General features: G+C 31.3%; 17 protein-coding genes. 16 read left to right on the top strand and 1 reads right to left on the bottom strand.

Annotated features, from left to right (window positions below):
- The first annotated feature begins 4 nt into the window (after positions 1-4).
- The 5 genes from ACB104_RS05260 (at position 5) to ACB104_RS05240 (ending at position 6,664) form a co-directional block, all read left to right on the top strand.
- A complete protein-coding gene (locus ACB104_RS05260) occupies positions 5-2,254 on the top strand; it encodes a carbohydrate binding domain-containing protein (RefSeq protein WP_370477237.1) in 2,250 nt (749 codons plus the stop codon).
- Positions 2,255-2,597: 343 nt separating this feature from the next.
- A complete protein-coding gene (locus ACB104_RS05255) occupies positions 2,598-3,908 on the top strand; it encodes a phage integrase SAM-like domain-containing protein (protein WP_370477236.1) in 1,311 nt (436 codons plus the stop codon).
- Positions 3,909-3,912: 4 nt separating this feature from the next.
- Positions 3,913-4,581, top strand: coding sequence for a hypothetical protein (locus tag ACB104_RS05250; protein WP_370477235.1), 669 nt, complete (start codon positions 3,913-3,915; stop codon positions 4,579-4,581).
- A 77-nt stretch (positions 4,582-4,658) separates the two neighbouring features.
- Positions 4,659-4,949: a helix-turn-helix domain-containing protein gene (locus ACB104_RS05245; protein ID WP_370477234.1), complete on the top strand. Its 291-nt coding sequence runs from the start codon at positions 4,659-4,661 to the stop codon at positions 4,947-4,949.
- 524 nt (positions 4,950-5,473) lie between these two features.
- On the top strand, positions 5,474-6,664 hold the full coding sequence (locus ACB104_RS05240; RefSeq protein ID WP_370477233.1) for a hypothetical protein: 1,191 nt from the start codon (positions 5,474-5,476) through the stop codon (positions 6,662-6,664).
- Between the two features lie 505 nt (positions 6,665-7,169).
- Here ACB104_RS05240 and ACB104_RS05235 read toward each other — a convergent pair.
- Positions 7,170-7,844, bottom strand: coding sequence for a hypothetical protein (locus ACB104_RS05235; RefSeq protein ID WP_370477232.1), 675 nt, complete (start codon positions 7,842-7,844; stop codon positions 7,170-7,172).
- A 379-nt stretch (positions 7,845-8,223) separates the two neighbouring features.
- On the opposite strand from ACB104_RS05235, the gene ACB104_RS05230 reads away from it, so the two are divergent.
- The 11 genes from ACB104_RS05230 (at position 8,224) to ACB104_RS05180 (ending at position 19,513) form a co-directional block, all read left to right on the top strand.
- A complete protein-coding gene (locus tag ACB104_RS05230; RefSeq protein ID WP_370477231.1) occupies positions 8,224-8,373 on the top strand; it encodes a hypothetical protein in 150 nt (49 codons plus the stop codon).
- Between the two features lie 34 nt (positions 8,374-8,407).
- The gene (locus ACB104_RS05225; RefSeq protein ID WP_370477230.1) at positions 8,408-10,066 is read left to right on the top strand and encodes an ATP-binding protein; all 1,659 of its coding nucleotides are present in this window, start codon (positions 8,408-8,410) and stop codon (positions 10,064-10,066) included.
- 2 nt (positions 10,067-10,068) lie between these two features.
- Positions 10,069-10,734, top strand: coding sequence for a response regulator (locus ACB104_RS05220; RefSeq protein ID WP_370477229.1), 666 nt, complete (start codon positions 10,069-10,071; stop codon positions 10,732-10,734).
- 452 nt (positions 10,735-11,186) lie between these two features.
- Positions 11,187-11,624: a hypothetical protein gene (locus ACB104_RS05215; RefSeq protein ID WP_370477228.1), complete on the top strand. Its 438-nt coding sequence runs from the start codon at positions 11,187-11,189 to the stop codon at positions 11,622-11,624.
- Between the two features lie 34 nt (positions 11,625-11,658).
- Positions 11,659-12,885 carry a DUF4407 domain-containing protein gene (locus tag ACB104_RS05210; RefSeq protein ID WP_370477227.1) on the top strand — a complete coding sequence of 409 codons (1,227 nt, stop codon included), beginning with the start codon at positions 11,659-11,661 and terminating at the stop codon, positions 12,883-12,885.
- Positions 12,886-12,888: 3 nt separating this feature from the next.
- The gene (locus tag ACB104_RS05205) at positions 12,889-13,836 is read left to right on the top strand and encodes a DUF4407 domain-containing protein (RefSeq protein WP_370477226.1); all 948 of its coding nucleotides are present in this window, start codon (positions 12,889-12,891) and stop codon (positions 13,834-13,836) included.
- A complete protein-coding gene (locus tag ACB104_RS05200) occupies positions 13,823-15,637 on the top strand; it encodes a hypothetical protein (RefSeq protein WP_370477225.1) in 1,815 nt (604 codons plus the stop codon). The genes ACB104_RS05205 and ACB104_RS05200 overlap by 14 nt, the downstream gene beginning before the upstream one ends.
- A 450-nt stretch (positions 15,638-16,087) precedes the next feature.
- On the top strand, positions 16,088-17,008 hold the full coding sequence (locus tag ACB104_RS05195; protein ID WP_370477224.1) for a DUF6759 domain-containing protein: 921 nt from the start codon (positions 16,088-16,090) through the stop codon (positions 17,006-17,008).
- Positions 17,009-17,075: 67 nt separating this feature from the next.
- Complete coding sequence (locus ACB104_RS05190; protein ID WP_370477223.1) at positions 17,076-17,498, top strand: thermonuclease family protein; 423 nt, start codon at positions 17,076-17,078, stop codon at positions 17,496-17,498.
- Positions 17,499-17,506: 8 nt separating this feature from the next.
- Positions 17,507-17,878 carry a hypothetical protein gene (locus ACB104_RS05185; protein WP_370477222.1) on the top strand — a complete coding sequence of 124 codons (372 nt, stop codon included), beginning with the start codon at positions 17,507-17,509 and terminating at the stop codon, positions 17,876-17,878.
- Positions 17,879-18,469: 591 nt separating this feature from the next.
- Positions 18,470-19,513, top strand: coding sequence for a LamG-like jellyroll fold domain-containing protein (locus tag ACB104_RS05180; protein WP_370477221.1), 1,044 nt, complete (start codon positions 18,470-18,472; stop codon positions 19,511-19,513).
- Positions 19,514-19,736: the final 223 nt, after the last annotated feature.

Raw genomic sequence — 19,736 nt, 5'->3', positions numbered from 1 at the left:
GGTCATGAAAAAAAATTACTTTAAATTATTGATTTTAGTGATTATGAGCTTCACATTTAGTGTAAGTCAATCACAAAATATTTTATACGATGGTGATTTTAGTTTTACCACCGAAATCATTCCCGATATAGGAGCTTCACCACCTATTAATACCTGGACGTTTTGGGTGAATTACTATGGAAATGGTTCAGAAGCTAACCCTACTGTTGTGGATGGTGTATGTAATTTTAACATAATTAATCCTGGAGATCAGACATGGAATGTTCAGTTAGAACAATATGGTTTCCAATTAACCCAAGGGCATTCCTATGAACTTTCATTTGACGTAAAAGCAGATGCAGATCGTTCCTTTGGTGTTTATTTGGGAGAATTTGGTGGAAACTGGACAACTCTGATTGGATACGACCGATATTTATATGATGCTACCACAGAATGGCAAACTATAAGTATAGATTTTGATGCTTTTGCTGTATTTCCATTCCACAAATTAAGCTTTGAAATGGGCACTGACAATACAACCACGTATTTTGACAATATTGTTTTAACAGATCTAGGTGTTAAAGAACATTCTATAAGTATTTTGGGTTCAGCCGTCAATGGATGGAATGAAGATGTAAATATGGAAACCACAGATGGCATCAACTATGTTCTTTATAACTACCCACTAAAGGAGGGAGAATTAAAATTTAGACAGGATAATAGTTGGGAAATCAATTGGGGAGGCGACACTTTTCCATCTGGTATAGGATGGCCAAATGGCCCTAATATCCCCATACATTTTGAAACCAATTATGACATAACTTTTAACAGATTAACGGGAGAGTATTCTTTTACATGTTTAGATAATTGTCCTGCCAGCATTGGAATATTAGGTTCAGCTCTCAATGGATGGTCAGATGATATCGATATGCAAACTACCGATGGCATAACTTATACTTTATACAATTTCAGAATTTACTCAGGAGAGGCGAAATTTAGACAGGATGATAGTTGGGATATCAATTGGGGAGGTGACACCTTTCCGTCTGGTATTGCAACACGTGACGGGCCAAATATACCCATTACAGGAGGAAAATATAATATCACATTTAATATTGAAACAGGTGAATATAATTTTGACTATTTAAATATTGAAATTATTGGATCATCATTAAATGGTTGGTCAAATGGCATTGATATGCAAACCGAAGACGGCAAAAATTATACCTTGAACGATTATTATTTTAGTTCAGGAGAGGTGAAATTCAGGCTAAACCAAGATTGGACCACTAATTGGGGAGGCGGCACATTTCCAACTGGTGTAGCGTTTTTAAGTGGCCCTAATATTCCTGTTCTTGAAGGAACTTATAATGTAACTTTTAATAGATTATCGAGGGAATATAATTTTATGGCAACTACGTGTTCTGATCCTGAAATTCAATGTCCTTGGGACATTTATGTAGAGAATTTTCCCGGTATGTGCGGTGCTTATGTGGATTACCCAGAAGTTGTTCCTGCCGCAAATTGTGGCGGTGAAATAAGTATTGAACAGACTTCCGGTCTACCAAGTGGTTCATTTTTCCCTGTAGGTACAACATCAAACACGTTTGTCTTGACCACTTCAACAGGTGATATTGCCACATGTAATTTTAATGTTATAGTTTACGATATAGAACCACCGGTTATCTCAGATTTAAACGAATTCTATGAACCTCTTTGGCCACCAAATCATAAAATGGAGCAAATACCAATAGAATATAATGTTACTGACAATTGTGGTTCAACAACAACCGAACTTTATATTACGAGCAATGAGCCCGAAAATGGCCTTGGAGACGGTGACAAATCTCCTGATTGGGAAATAATTGATGAGCATAATGTATTATTAAGAGCTGAACGATCTGGTAATGGAAATGGAAGGGAATATTACATTAATGTTAGAGTCTTTGATGATTCATGGAACTATACAGAGAGACAAATAAAAATTTCTGTACCCCACGATAATGGCAAAATAACCGAAGAATTTATTAAACCTGATCATATTAAAAATAATTTCATTTTGTATCCAAATGGAGTGGATGATATTATCTATCTAAAAGGTCTAATATCCCTTACTAACACATCTTACTCTGTTTACGATATGTTTGGTGTAAATAAAAGGAATGGAATCATTAAGAATAATCAAATTAATGTACAAAACCTTCCACAGGGTTTGTATATTTTAAAATTTGAATCTGATGATGGATATTTCTTTAAAAAGTTTTTAAAAAATTAATATTCTAATAGGGCCTATTAAATAATAGGCCTTTATTAATTTTTATATTTTTTAGTCTATATTTAAAAAGACCATAAACAAAAAAGCCAACTAATTGAATTACAACTAATTGACTTTATATGTAGTACTCAAGGTGGGAATCGAAACTGTTCAATTATTATGTCTAAATTGCCTTATTAAAACCAGAACAATCACAATAAAATCAACGCAATGCACTGACAATAAAGGTTGTGTTGTAATTGAATAAAATAGAATAATATTTAATCAAGACTTATTTTGGTTGTCAAAATGTTGTCAAAAATTTTATTTATAGATATATTTGAGTGTTCAAACATTCTACATCATGGCAACCATTAGTTTTGAATTATTTAGTAATGCTGAAAATGTACCTATTTATTTAAGACTTTCAATTAAACGAGGTTTGACACCTAGAGCCAAGACGGGATTTTTTATTAACCCTAAAGACTGGAGTAATACTACTAGACTTCCAAAACAAAACACCAGCACCAATAAAAACTTAACAACTGATTTACTTGATTTAAAAATCAACATTTTGAAAAAATACAATGTTGCAAGTAAAAATGGAGTTGAAATCGATATTAATTGGTTAAAGTATAATATTGATGTTCATTTTGGACGTGTGAAGGAGAATCATATACAAACGAATGTATTGTATTGGATAGAACATGTTATCAATAATGCTCATTTAATGGAAAATGCAAAGGGCGGGTATGGTTTAAGTAAAAACAGATTGAAATCATATAAGGGTCTTTTTCAAAGTTTCAAAGAATATCAAAACAAGAAAACTATACACATTTTAGATCTTAACAAAATGGGATTTGATGCCTTTAAAAAGTGGTTATTTGACGTTAAAAAGTACAGTCCTACAACTGCAATAAAGAAATTAACCGATTTACAGAAAGTTGTCAGGGTTGCATCTGAGTTTACAGAAATATCTAAAGACTTCCATACTATAAAATTTAAAAGGGTTTCTCCATATGATGATGACATGGATGTAATTTTTCTAAATGAAAATGATATTAAAAAGATAGAGGAAGCCGATTTGAAAGGTAGTGAAGCCTTAAACAATGCCCGTAAATGGCTAATACTTGGCTGTTATACTGGCCAAAGGGGAACAGATTTGACAAACAGAATAATAGAACCAAACTTTAAAAAATATGGTGAAGGATTAATAATCTCTATCAAACAAGGCAAAGGAAATAAGAATATTACAATACCCGTATTGCCAAAAGTAAAAGAGATTTACGAAAAGGGTTTGCCATATAAAATTTCAACGCAGAAACTTAACGAACACATTAAAACCATTTGCAAACTTGCAAAAATTGATGAAATGGTAATGGGGACAAAAATCGATAAGGAAACAAACAGAAATAAAAAAGAGCTTAGGCCAAAGCACGAATATATATCGACGCATTCCGGAAGACGAACTTTTGCTTGCATTCATTATAGAAAATTGCCTACTCCTGTTATTATGCGTGTTACAGGTCATAAAAAAGAGAGTACATTTTTAGAGTACATAAACCAAAGCAATGATGAACATCTGGATGTGTTTTTGGAGTATTATCAAACTCAAGAATTAAAAGAAAGGCGAGAACCTCAACTAAATATTGTTAAAAACGTATCAAACCAGTAAAATTATGTACTATTATTTGTATAATCAGGAAAACGAACGCTATGACCGAGAATTAAAAAGATTCTTGAATGAAAACAATGATAAAAACGAGGTTGATTTTTTAAATCTAGGGATTAAAGAAACTGAGGCAAAAATAAAGCTCTATGAAAATATAACAGACGAACAAATTATGGAAGAGCTAAGAAGCAATTTACAAAAGCGGTATAAAGTTTTTAAAACTGCAACACCTGAAAGAAGAGAACAAATAATAGAACAACTATTGGAAAGGGAATATCCTCAATTTGTTAAAGAAATTCCAAATATCCGTAAAAACTTAAAAAATCGTCTAGTAGACTTTAATGTCAGATTAAATAGATTCAATTTGGCTCAACAAAAAAGTGAAGAAGACTTACTAGATCTCAGTGATGCAAAGGGAACAGAGAAAATAATAATGTTGAAACTATTGGGCATATTTGATTTCCTAAAATCAAAAGAACCGTTTTCAGCATCTACGAATGCTCTGGCAGCCGCTATAAGTGGTTTTACTGGTATTAAAGTAACAACTGTCCAGTCTTACATTAATCCCATAAATAATATAAATGTAGATCAAAAAAATAACCCCTTGAGAAACGAAAAAGCTATTCAAAAAGTAAAAACAAAGCTTGCTTCAATCGGCTTTAATCCCTCAAATTAGTCCCTATTAAATCGAATTAGGGAAACCTAAAAAAAACCTAATCTTCCTTTGTTGCATAACATTTAAAACAATAGGTTATGCAATCAATTCAATTAATTATTTCATTAATTAGCCAATTCCAAAATTCAATCACTGAGGCAATCCTTAAGGGAATAAGTTCTCAATTAGAAGATCTCAAATTAAATTTCCAACCCAAGGAGCCAACCGAGTATTTAACACGTAATGAAGTGGCTGAATTACTTAAGATTGATCTTTCAAGTGTTCATAACTGGACTAAGAAAGGGATATTAACCTCTTATCAAATTGGGGGACGTGTGTATTACAAACGTCAGGAACTTGAGGATGCCATTGTAAAACTTAAAAATTAAGGGCAATGGCGATTAAAAAATTAAAGACCGACTTCGTTGGTAAAGGGCGGGTAAAAGGCTTCCATTTCACCCAATTAAGCAAGACAAACTCAGCGTACTTGTACTTAGTCAATACAGGTGAAAGTATATACTACGAAGTTTTCATAAGGGCCATAAATAAGAGATATGGATGTGTTAGTTACCCAACCAGCAAAGCATTTGGCATATGGGCATGGACAACACCATCCTTAACCAGTACAATGGAGATACAAAACGATATAACGGAAAAAATAAAGGGCTGAAATAATGAAAAACCACCATAACAACCCATATAAAAGACAACCGAAAGATAGCGATTTTATAGCCCATTTACAAGCCGTTTTTCACTATTTAAGTGAATTTTGGTTATGAGGGTCAGCCAGCCGATAGTCCTGTATGTGCCTAAATTATTTGTCGATGAACTTGATAAATATTTAAAGGCAAACCCAACGAAAATTAGCTTTCAGCGGGAATATTTCTATTATATAGTTCATCATTTGATCTTTATGGGGAATATTTACAAGAAAGAAGATTTTATAAATCTAAACCGTAAATATTTAAGAGAGTTAACCGTCAGTAATATAGATAGTTATATTAAAATATTGGAGAAAGGTGAATTTATAATTAGCAATGAATCCTATCAAAATGGTGTTAAGTCACAGGGGTATAAGTTAAACCCCATGTACGTAAATGGGTTAGTTGAATTCACCATCAAGCCAAATAGCAGGTTGGGTAAGCGAATAATAAAGAATCTTCGTAAAAGAAAAGCCCACTACAACAGGCTGGAGCCTCATTTAAAGAGTATGAAGGACGAATTAATGAAAATGGAGTTTGACTATGAAGGAGCAAAGAAATGGATCGAGGGGGTTCCAGAACCGTCCAAAAAGCTATCATATTTAACCTCCATAAACCATATCCAGGATAAAAGGCTCAGATATTTTAAAAGAAACAAGACCAATGGTCGGCTTGACACCAATCTGACCAATTTAAAGTCAGAGTTAAGGCAATTTATCAAGGGTGATTACGTTAGCATCGACCTCAAAAATTCGCAACCTTTTTTATTAGGGGTATTAATAGATAATATTATTAACTATAGGGATACCTTATGTTGTTATTTAGATGAAAGTAAAATTACCGAAACCTTTGGTATTAAAGCGATTCGAAAGATTCGTTTAATTCACCAAAATCAAGAAAAATCGGAAATGGTGAATTTTAGAACCTTCTATGAGGCTGTTTTAAAAGGAAATCTGTACGATGATTTTACCAAAAGTTATACGGAAGATATTTCAAGGGCTGAAGCAAAGAACATTATATTTAGGATCTTGTTCTCTCAAAATGGAATTTATCAAAATTACAAGAAAACAATACCCTTTGAAAAGGATAAAAAAATTTTTGCCAGTGTTTATCCCTTCATATTTCATGCGGTTAAGATTTTCAAGCTAAAAGACCATAAACTGCTACCTATTTATTTGCAACAAATTGAAAGCTATTTGTTCATCGATTGTATCGCCAAAGAGCTTGTCGTAAACGGTATTGTTCCATTTACAATTCACGATTCCGTCCTGGTTAAAGTTGAATACCGAGATGAAGCCATGGAAATTATTAAACGTGTTTTTAATGATCAAATAGGGGTCATCCCCACCTTTGATATTAAGGCTTTAAATAAAAGCGACCTATCCTTCAAATACGAGCGATAATACTTGACAGTGGGGTAAACCATCACAAAATCCTAAAACGTCCTAAAACGTCAATATGTCACGCTTAAATTAGACCCCACACCCCGAAACAGCAAGTGTTATTCCAATCGTATAAGCACGCACACTAATTTTTTGGAATTATGGAGCAATGGTGGAGCGAAGACTTTTTTAAACAGTGTTCTATTAACTTCTTTTTTGAGTAGAATTGTGAGAAATATCAATACAATATTAACATTCCAAACAAGCTTTAAACTATAAGCACATTATGTAAAATGTCCGTTTCTCAATGCTCTTTATAGATATTAAAATTTTTGTCAGACTTATAAAGAGTTATTTATATTATTCGTTAGAATCATATCCATATCTTTCCAAACTATTTTCATTTTGAAATATCTCTTAACATATAACCTTTAATCTTGGATATAAATTTTGATAAAGCCTTAAAAGGCAGTCAGATCCCTTAAATACGGAAGGTAGTTTTAATAATGTTTTGTATTAGGGTAAACTATTCAGGATTGCAAATATGATTCCTTATCATATATTCTGTTATGGGTTTCAAAGTTTTACCCGTTTTAGGATGTAAACCATAAGAAGAAAAATATTCTAGTTTTTTATCACTATTCTTACCATACCATATTTTTACATCTCCATTTATCTTAAAAAAAGAAGTAGAACAATTAACCTGAATTCTTTTAAAATCTTCTAAGCGATCTTGCTTACAAAGTTTTAATTTACCGTTGTTTAACTTTTCCGAATCAAAATCAACTATTTCATAGTGATCATCTTTCCATTCCATCCAGCAATTAGAATTAAAGTTAAAGATTAAAATTGAAATTACCGTTATTAAAACAATTCCAAGAATATAATAGAGTATTTTATAGTTTCTTATCTGTTTTTCCGATTTATAATCTTCATAGCTGTCATATTCTAAATAGTTACATAATGCAGTTACAATATCATGCTGTTGTATTGTGATATCCTTTTCCTTTTCCGAAGATATTTCCAATGCTCTATCATAATAATCCCTAAATCGTCTTTCTCCCAACTGTGTCTTGGTATGCTCAGAAATATAATCTGATAGTTTTTCAGAAATGACCACTTTAGAAGGTTTATTTCGCCCCTCTTTTATTAGGTCATTCTTAGCCTTTTTAAAAGCTTCAATGATGAGATTTTTGTGCATTATTGGTTGTGTTTGAGGTTAAAATTAAACAAATAATCTATGGATGCTAAATGGAAATCAAATTCCATAATATTTCCCTTTAATTTCCAAGCTATTTCCAGTGTTTCCAAACCATTATTTTTTCATTTGTCTTGATTGATTTCCCGACTCACAATTACATACGGAAATCAATCATTTAGGAGTCTCAAAGTAAAGTAGTATCATCTCTGGGAAGTGTTAATACACTTTACTTCTGGACTCCACTACTTCCCAACGAAGGGAGACGTCTCTTCTTTTTTAAATCTGTGATGCTTTCAAAGCCAATGCTCTGTAGCAATGGCCAGCACCACCATTGTCAAATTTTAAAAAATCATCTCAAATGAAAAAAATAGTTTTAATCATGTTTACGGTTTTCCTTAATCTAGCATTATACTCATGTGCTCCAGAAGATATTCCTGGAGATGGGTCAGTTGCAACTGAAGAAGAATGCTGTGGAAATGGAGGTAATATTCCACCCATACCGCCACCAGATTCAAATACTGGAGACTAAGTGTTAAATTAAAATAACTTACTACTTTAGGGGAATGAAATATAATTTTTCATTCCTCTTATTTTTAGGACTCGTATTTCTTAGCCATGCAACTGAATCAAATTTAATTCAGAACAAACAAATTGATAGTATTCAGTACTACTTTAATTTAGCGAATAATCCGAAAGACGAAACAAGCCTTCCTAAGGCATTTGATTTTTTCAACAAAAGAAAACAAGAAAGCATAAGAAATAATGATTCTATTGCCACCATAAAATATCTAAGGCAGCAAGCGATTATCCAATATGAATTAGGGGATTATTATGGAAGTGAATCAACAGCTGTAGAAGCACTGCAACATTTGAAGGGTTATCCGGATAATGATTTTGCAATCTTTAGCAAAATAGGTCTCTACAACCAATTAGGGAGGACTTATATGGAACTAATGGATTATGATGCTGCATTGTATCAATTCAACAAAGGCTTAAAATTAGCTGAAGCTGGTGAGTACATTAATATTATAAAAAATAATATAGCCTTAGTGCACATTGAACGGGGAGACTATGAACTTGCAGAAAAAGAATTTCTTGAAGTTTATCAAAAAAGCAAGAGAACTAGTGATAAAAAACAAGAAGCTCGAGCTTTAGATAATCTGGGCTTTGTAGAGTCAAAATTGAACCGTCCAAATGCTTTGGAGCATTTAAAGAAAGCGCTACAACTAAGATTAGAAATAAATGACAGACATGGAATATATTCTAGCTACAAATATCTCTCACAATATTACAAAGAAAAAAATCAAATGTCATTGGCAAATGATAATGCAGAACTAGCGTATGAGACAGCAAAATCATTGGGAAGCTCCTCATACTTAGAGGATGCATTAAAGAACAAAATGACTATTGAAGGCAATGAGTCCGTACAAGAATTCCTGAAGGTGAATGATAGTTTAAAGAGGGTCAACCAATTAAGGGAAAACAAATATGCTCTGATAAAATTTAACTATGCTGAACAAGAACGCCTTGCCAATGATTATAAGTTTAAACAAGAAAAGGAAAAGTCTCAAAAAATAGCCTATCAATTTATTGGGGCGTTCTTAGTGTTGATTTTTATTTTTATATACTTTTATTTGAGATTCCAACATAAAAAGGAAAAACTTCAACAAGTATATAACACAGAAAAAAGAATTTCTAAAAAAATTCATGATGAGGTAGCAAATGACGTTTACCAAGTCATGTCGAAGTATCAAAATATTCAACCAGTCGAAGACGAGTTGTTAGATGATTTAGAGCTTATTTATAATAAAACTAGAGACATTTCAAAAGAGAATAAATCCATTAATTTTATGAAGGATTTCTCAATCGTTTTGACAGACTTATTACAAAACTATAATGATGAAAATATTCGAGTTATTGCCAAGAATTTAAAATCGGTATCCTGGTCATCGATATCAGAACTAAAAAAGACAGCACTTTATAGGGTTCTACAGGAATTAATGACCAATGCCAAAAAGCATAGTCAGGCTTCATTCGTCATTATTTCGTTTGAAAAAATGAATCAACGAATAGCAATTAACTACAGTGATAATGGTATTGGATGTATTTTAAAAAAACAAAATGGTCTTAGAAATACGGAAAACCGTATTCAGGCAGTAAATGGAACAATTACTTTTGATTCAGAACCAGGGAAAGGTTTTAAGGCTAAAATTACATTATAGTTATGTATAAAAAAGTAATCATTGCAGATGATCTCGGAAGCATAAATCTTGGCGTATTAACAATAGCAAATTCTTTAGGCTTAAAAAATGTAGAAAGGGTAGAATATTGTGATGACGCTTACCTTAAAATAAAAAAAGGTCTTTTAGATAAAGAACCATTTGATTTATTAATAACGGATTTATCTTTTAAGTCAGATCATAGAGAACAGAAGTACCCATCTGGAGAAGATCTAATAAGGATATTGAGCAATGAATGCCCTGATTTGAATATTATAGTATATTCTATAGAAGATAGATTACAAAGGGTTAGAAGACTGGTTGAATCCTACAATATAATAGGATATGTATGCAAAGGAAGAAAGGGATTGGATGAACTTGCCCAAGCAATAAGGGAGACATACAATAGCAATTTATATCTTTCTGAACAGGTTAAACAAGCATTAAATCAAAAAACGGCTTTAGAGATTGATGATTTTGATGTTTTATTACTCAAGGATTTATCAAAAGGAAAATCCCAAGAAGATATTAGTCTTAAGTTAAAAAGAAAAAAAATATCTCCGAGCAGTCTAAGTTCCATAGAAAAACGACTTAACAAATTAAAAATTCAATTTCAAGCTAATAATACTATTCATCTAGTTTCCATAGCTAAGGATCTTGGTCTTATATAAAAATTCACTTCTCTATGGAATCCCGTAATGAATTTAGATTTGTATAAATTAATATTGTATTGCTATTAATTAATCTCTTGTGAGAGAATGAAATTGCACGTCTATAAAAAGACGTGCTTTTTTATTTTGATAAACTCATTTTAACTACGGAAATCCGTAAGGACATTTTATTGAAATAGTATAGCTTTGAGTTAGTGATTTTAAAGAAAAACAAAAATTAGAATATTTTGAAAAAGTCTGAGAGGTAATTTACCAGAATTTTTGACATTTAAACATGTTTATTAGTAAGAAAACTCATGATTTAATATTTTAAAAAAATTAAAAGTTTATTCTGAACCATAATCAACCACATCTAACCAATGCTCACTAAAATTTTCAACTTTTTTAGAAAACCCAAATTAGTGAGCAACCATATTTTTTACTACAGATCTAATAACAAACAGTTGTATAGTTTGATATTAGATTTGCAAGGAGTAATATATTTAAAGATCAATAATGTAAGGGTTCCGATTCAAAAATTTTACATTGTTGCTCCCTTGAACGGAACAAATCATGTTAAACTGGAATTAAGGAGTATATTCTTTAAGGCGAAGGTTCTTATAGAAATTACACCCGAGAAAGTAATTCAATATAAAACTCCAGTTATAAATTCTACAAAACCATATAATCTCCAAAACGAAAAAGAAATTTACTATAGGCGAAAACTTAGGTTTCTTTTAAAAAACAAGAATATTGAAAGTAACACTTTTACTGTAAACATTTCACCGATTAAAAGCTCAAAAGTTCTTAGCATAAAACAAGTTTATAATAATATCAGAGCTGGTAAAAAATTAACTGATTTAAGTAATTCAAGAAATACACTAAATAAAATAATTGAGCAATATGGATGATATGATATACAAAACACCAAAACCGTCGAAGGTTATGAAGTTATTTTGGAAAGCTGCTGGAGGTGATGAATATATTTTAAGCCAATCAACTTATAGTGATCAAATAAAATATTTTTGCTTAGGGGGTATAGTAATTGCCACGGCAATAATGGCTGGACTGTCGGGAGGATATGCTTTTTATACGATTTTTAAACCCAAACAATCAGATGTTACTGAACTTTGGACTTTGACAGAAGGTGGTTCTACTATTAATAACATTTCTGGATTTACAGAGACTACAGATCTCGGAACCATGATAATAGCACTTATTTTCGGACTCATATGGGGTTTAATAATTTATAATATTGATAGGTTTATTATTACTAGTACTGGTAAAGGAGATGGTACTGAGGCCATTACATGGGGTGAATTCAAAAGTGCACTTCCAAGAATAATAATGGGTTGTATTATTGCTATTTCAATATCAAAACCACTAGAAATTAGAATTTTAAAAGGAGAAATAGATGCCAAGCTACGAGTAAAGCAGGAAGAACTAAAGCAAGATGCTATAAAAGGAATAGAGGATAAGTTTGCAGCTAGAATCGCCGAGAAAAATTCTAAAATTGCTGAATATCAGAAACAAATTGACAAAGCGGAAGACGCAGTTACTATGGCAGAAATGAATCTTAATGCTGAAATGACGCAGGAGAATAATAGAGGATATGGAGTTCAAGCTAAAAGACTTGATTTAATTATGCAAGACCGGCAAAAAGAACGTGATAAAATGCGTTCAAACCTTGAGCCTCTTATTGCAGATTTGAATAAAGAGATAGGTAGCTATATATCTGAAAAAAACAAAGAGATTGATAATTTAAGCTTTAGTTTGTCTGGGCTTGATGGTCTGGCTGAACGGATTACCATAGCGGAAGATGAATACCCTACAGTTTCTTGGTTTTTAACTTTATTGTTCTTAGCAATTGAGCTGACGCCTATTTTCTTTAAGCTTATGTTAATAAAATCACCATATGACTATATGACCGAAAACTATAAGGCATTAGAACTAGCTGATAACGGTGTTTATATAGAAGAAGATTATTATGAGGATAAAGAAGGAGTTCAAAGGGAGTTAGTAAGGTTTTTAAAGGCCGAAAAATTAATTCAAGAGCAAAAGGAGTTTCATGATGCGCAAATGCGAATCACTAAATATGCCATAGAAAAATTTGAAGAATCCGAAAAAAGAAAAATTGATGAAAACCCAGAGGATTTTATTAAATATTCTTAGGATATGAAATTAAGGTTATTAGAAAATAATAGATTTCTATGGTGGTTTGCCGGCGAGGATAGAAATATTCTTCATAATTGTAATAAATACGTAAGAATAAAATTCAGTTGCATAGGGCTTATAGTCATTCATGTAATGCTTATAACTTTCATTAGTATTTCCTATGGGGTATATAAGCTATTAGAATCTTACTATTTAGGCCTACTAATTGGAATTTATGCCTCAGTTTTAGTATTGTTTCTTTATTTGTTCATACAATACACATTGACTAAAAATGTTTTGCCTCATAAAAAGGGAAAAAAAATAGAAGTCTCAATTTCATATGTTATTAGATTTAGTTTTTTGTTTGCCTTAGGTCTATTAGTATCTCAACCTATTGAGTATTATTTTTTTTCAGACGAGGTAGACAATTTAATGAATGTAAAAATTGTTGAATCCATTTATAAAAAAAATGAAAGTTTGAATCTTGATTATTCAGCTAAGGTGAAAGAACTAAAAGAGTTAAAGATTTCAGATAATGACTTAAAATATGAAATTGAAAGATTCCAGTTGGAAAAAAATAAATCACTTAATCAATTTATAGAATATCAGTACTCTAGAAATTTTTTCATTGAGAAAATGATATTAATGGATAAGAATTTAATATATATATGGCCATTTTCTGTATTATTTATCGTGTTTTTCTCATTGCCATTTTATTTGAAGTTTAGAATTGACTTTGACAATAACTATTACAGAAATAAAATTACTGTCCAAAGAAATCTTCTAGAGCAGAACTACAATTATTTCTTAAAAAGTTATAATAATATTTTAAACAGGAAATTCCCTGAGTTTAACTTAGAATTTAAAACACCATATAAAGACCCTCCTTACAATACAGAAAGAATTGAACATCCTCAGCTTGGTAGTGAGAAAGAATTTTCAAAATGGCTTTTAAATGAAGGTAGTTGAAATTAATATTGACTTTGAAGACTTTCACTATGTCTCTGGTATACTTGAACTTAAAGTTTCAGGTAAAAAAATAAATGATGGACTTAGTGAAGTATTTGATGTTGACAATGTACTTTCTGCAAAATTTGAAGTTAAAGAAAAATATAACTCGCCTAATATCCCAGATGGTATTAAAAAGGATAGAGTTTTTGGAATAGACTTGCCAGAAAAGACTAAAGTTTATTTACCTGACGATGTCACAAAGGGTTATAGTATAATATTCGATAAAATAATATGCAGTGATAAGTATGTGTCTGACAATGGCTATTTAAAGGTCAATAGAATAAACTCTGTAAAAGAGGGGACAAAAATATATTCAACTTTAGTTCTAGAAGCTTATGGCTTAAAAAAGAAAATCAGAACTGAGGTAGAAAAAGTTACATTCTATGAGTTGTTTGATAAGGTTTCTGGGCCAGGTAAAATTATTATTGAACCTGAAAAGGAGCTTTATGCATTAGGAGAAAAAGTCAAGATTACAGCTGTTCCTAATAAAAATGCTTCTTTTATCAATTGGGGTGAAGATTTTAAGAGTTTCAAATCTAATGAGGTTGAAATTGAGATTGAAAAAGATTATAAGTTTCAAGCCAATTTTGTAAAAGCAAGAAAAGAAATCTCAGGTGCCAAGGTACTCGGACATGCCTTAAAAGATGTCTCTTCAAAAGATTTTTGGGGTAATCTTTTAACACCAGAATCAAATTATAATTATAAAAAAAACAAACAATATTCAAATGACTTTTGGGATGGAATCGGTGCCGTTTTTGCACTTATATTTACTGTATTGGGTTTTCTGTTCCATCTATCAATTTTAGGAATTATAATATTCGCCTTATTTAGCGCCCTTGGATGGAACTTGTTATATTTAATAGGAGCAATTCTTATCATTTGGGGAATATCTTATTTGATGAAAAGAATTAGTTTAATTAGGTATTTTGGTTATTTTTTTAATATACTTTTTTTTCTGTTTATAGGATTTAGTCTATTCAACTTTTTCACTAATTTTAAATCTGACTTCAATGAGTCTAGAGCTATTGAACCAATACCCGAAACAAAAGCGCAAGAAAAGGATAACTCAACTTTAGATTTTGTTCATCATATTAAATGGAAAGATTTTAAAAATAGACCTTTTGAAACCTATCTTAGAGTTAACAGTGATTTTGTTAACTATGAACGAAATATTAAGAAAACATTGCCCAATATAAGATCAGAAAATGATTATAATTTAATTTTGAAACGGTTGTATCAAGTATCTGAAGAATCCTTATACCATGTTATCAACTCATTAGACTCTATAAGAACAAAAAATAATCTAAGCTATGAAGATTTTCCACAAGTTGCGGTTAGTATGGTTCAAAGTATTCCTTATTTTGCAATTTTAGATGATAGTTGTAATCCTTATGATTATAGGGATCCATCGATAAGGGAATTATTACTTAACAATCCGTGTCAAGGCTATGTTAGGTTTGGTATTAAATCCCCATCAGAGTTTTTGAAGGATATTAAAGGTGATTGTGATTCAAGAACTCTATTCCTCTTCTGTTTATTGAAACATTTCAATTATGAAGTTGCCATTTTTGGTAGTGAATTGTATATGCATTCGGTACTAGGGATATCACTTGATAAAATATATAATGAAGATTTAGTTTTCAAAGTGCAAGATCAAAAGAAATACTATTTATGGGAAACGACATCCAAAGGATTTAGAATGGGCCGAATTCCAATAGAAATGAGTGAAGTCCAATACTGGAATTTAAATTTAAATTAATAAATATGAATCAAGATAGTTTTTACATTTTAGGTATGCTAATTTTAGCTTATTACCTAGCAACCCTTATTTTGGTGAATAGGATTGTTCTATTCAAAGGCTTAAAGAGAGTCGAATTAGATGAAGATGATATTAAATCTAAATTACCCTATCTTATATCGGTTAATTTTAGTTTTTTAATTGCAAACTTTATTCTATTTGATACACTTACAAATATGGTGACTTACAATTTAAATGATAACGCCAGTTTCATGAGTATGCTCAGTTGGTCGTCAATTATATTAATTGTTAATGTTTGTTCAATTACGGTTTCCTATTTAATAACCCTATTTGTCATGAAAGTAGGACTAAAATTGATTAATTCGGTGGTTTTTTCGATTATATGGTTATGTGTTAACTCAGTAATTATCATGTTATTTAATTATTTGTATATCCAAATTTCTAAAACAGATGCGTTTACCATTTTCTAGTCTTCTACTTATTGTCTTTCTTTTCACCTTTTCTTGTAAAGATGGAAAAAAGATGCAGCAATTTAATGCAGATGAATTATTAGAGAAAGAGCAGGATTCTGTTGAAAGTTTGTTAAGTCTTTCGAGAATTTTGATTGAAAAAGGAGATTATTCCAAAGCAAAAAGAAATCTTACAATAATCATTAACAATTTTGGAACCTATCAAGAGGTTGTAGAAGCAAATAATCTATTAAAAAATCTCAATTTGCAAATTTTGGTAAGACAAATTAATAACACAAAAAGTATAGACTCGATAAAGATTTGGATAAAGAATGTTAGTGATCCAGATGTAAGAATTCTTGCTGATGATAAAATTGAAGACATTTTAGCGTCTTCAAAAGATATAAATGAATTAGAAGATTACCTCAATTCTGAAGGCTATAAATCTCATGCAGATTTGGCAAGAAATCGGATAAATGAGTTAAAGGAGCTGAATAAAGACAAATCCTATGCAAACGCTCTCACTATCAATGATTCTAAAACTTGGAAACGGTTCATAGAAGATTATCCAAACCATCCTGAGAGAGATAAAATTATGGAAACTATTATAATGTTAGAGGTAGATGAAATATTTTCAGGTGAGCATGGACAAATACCTCCTTCTCAGCTAATAGGAAATGAGAATAATAGTCAGTCTTCAATTGAAATTGAAAACGATACTAGATATACGTTGACCATAAGATATAGCGGAGTTGAAGTTAGAAAAATTGACATTACTCCCGGTTCCACAAAAACAGTAAAACTCAAAAGTGGAGAATACAAAGTTACTGCTTCTGTGAATGCTGCAGGAGTAAGAAATTTTGCGGGCAGTGAAAGCCTTTATGGTGAATATTCAAGTGCTTATTACATCGGATCAAACTAGAAGGATATTGAATAGAATTGGATTAATATTATTATTTGTATATGTTTTATTAAACCCATATCCGCATATGGGCCAAAATATAAATGGTAAAGTAACTGCAATTACAGATGGCGATACATTCAAACTTCTAACTAAAGATTCTACCCAATTAAAAATTCGTGTCGCCAATATAGATTGCCCTGAAAGAAAGCAACCATTTTCTAAAAGAGCAAAACAATTTACTTCCAATGCCATTTTTAATAAGTATGTAAACTTACATATATTGAAAAAAGACAGATACGGAAGGTCGATTGCTCTCATTAGGTACAATGATTCTTTAGATTTAAGCGAGCAACTTATTAAGAATGGTTTAGCTTGGCATTACAGACAATATTCAAAAGATTCTGTGCTTCAAAGCTTGGAAGATAAAGCTAGACAAAGTAAGATTGGATTATGGCAAGAACCTACTGTCATTCCACCTTGGGAGTGGAGGAAAAACAAGAGAAAATGAGCTAAACAGTGAATATTTTAAAAAGCATATTTCCAGTTATAATTTTTATAGTAGGATGTACAGTCAACTCTCAAACTGTTTATACTACTAAAAGTGGTGAGAAATACCATAAAAGTACGTGCCATTATTTAAAATATTCCAAAAGAGAAATTACACTAGAAAAAGCAAAGGAATTAAATTATACGGCCTGTTCCGTTTGCAAACCAAGTACCAACAAAACAAAAGTAACGGCAACAGCAAAAGCATCACAAACTAATTTATTGCCAACCCGATCTATTCAAAAGAAAACCTCAGCAACCCAATGTACTGGGAAAACCCAAGCAGGAAAACGATGCAGACGAATGACCAAAAACTCCTCTGGCAGGTGTTATCAGCATTAGTTTCATTGAATTACGGGTTTCCTCAACAAATATATTGACTAAAATAATAGATTTGTTTTATACATAGTTAATTTGGAAACAACCTTAAAACTTTTTTAACTGAAATCATTAAAAATAATTCTAATCGTACTAGTTACTTCGAACTATGCATTCTCAAGACCTAAAAAATGAATCTGAAACTGTAAAAACCAAAATGGATGCATTTGTATATAAAACAGGTGTTATTACTATGTTTACTGATTTTACTCTCGGAGATATAGAATCACTTATGGTGTTAAAATAGATACTAGAATTCGTAAGGCGAATATTGGTGCTTTAGAATCTAATTTATATCAAATTGTCAAACTAGGAAAGTACTCAAATTCTGCAGCATTAATAGGGTATTCAGATTTAACGGAACTGATTAAGGCAATTGAGATTTAATACTATTTCGGGCAAAGACTATTCTCATCATGATAATTATCATACAATAATTTATTGTAGGGAATTACTTTTGCTTACGGTGAAAAAATCCATATATTTAAAAAAGGACAAAAACCATTATTATTGATGTTATCCCAACCAATAAACAGTACTAAAAAATTTAACATTATGACTTATTTATTCAACCTAAAAAACTTCGCCCTATCAGTATTAATGACAACTTCAGTTTTTGCTTTTTCACAAATTTCACAAGATGGATTAGTTGCCTATTACCCATTTAACGGAAACGCCAATGATGAAAGTGGAAATGGCAATAACGGAACGGTTAACGGTCCAGTATTAACAGAGGACAGATTTGGAAATCCTAATAGCGCTTATTCTTTCGATGGTGTGGATGATTATATTATGGTGATGAATTCAACTTCATTACAGAATATTTCAGAAATAACCATTTCTTCTTGGGTTAATATTAAGCAAATGTATTTTGAGCCTAGATTTGGTGGATATTTTTACCCTATTGTAACAAAATCAGACACTCAATTTAATTGGGGTAATTTCGAGTTTATGTTCGGGTTTGGGGGGTTAACTGCTTTTCTTTTAAATGAAGAGTCTACAGTTGCTATTGAAGAGGAACTAAACATATGGCAACACGTTGCTGTCACAATCAATAACGGTATTACTAAATTTTACATGAATGGAGTGAAAATATTTGATTCCAATTCAGGTGTATTCCCAGCATCAAATCCACAAAATAGTTCAATGCCATTACAAATAGGAAGGAATGTTCAAGGTTATGGAGAATATGCCAATGGTAAAATTGATGATATTGGTATATGGAATCGGGCTTTAACAGATGAGGAAATTAATGATTTATTTAACGAGGGTATTTGCTATCAGACCATAACTGTAACGGACACACTGATTATTGATGTTACTACCTTAAGCTATAACCCAATAACTTATTTAAATAGGTTCACTGTTTATCCCAACCCTACACATGATATGATTACAATAGATAATGGGGATTACAACAAAGTAAATGGATATGCTGTCGAAATTAAGAACAGTTTAGCACAATCCATGTTTTATTCTGAGGTCAACCAACAGCAATTCACCGTTGATATATCTACATGGAGCACAGGTATGTATTTCATTCACATATACAACGATTCAGGACATATGATTGATATAAGAAAGATAATCTTGGAATAGGAAAAAAATTCAACTCAAATATCATCATTAATATCAAGCACCGAAAATATTAAGAATGAACTTGATTGGGTCAAGACAATAATTGAAGAAATTGAAAAGTCTTTAAAACTGTTAATCCAAATTTACGTGTAATGGATGGCATAAACCTTCCTTATGCCAATGAAAGTCTGACTTGCAAAGACGACGACCAAGAATATCAGAATTTTTGTGGATATGAAACTGA

It is taken from the genome of Tamlana flava, from assembly GCF_041287255.1.
GTDB lineage: Bacteria > Bacteroidota > Bacteroidia > Flavobacteriales > Flavobacteriaceae > Tamlana > Tamlana flava.
The sequence above is the reverse complement of the archived record's forward strand: the minus strand, read 5'-3'. Positions and strand labels throughout refer to the sequence as shown.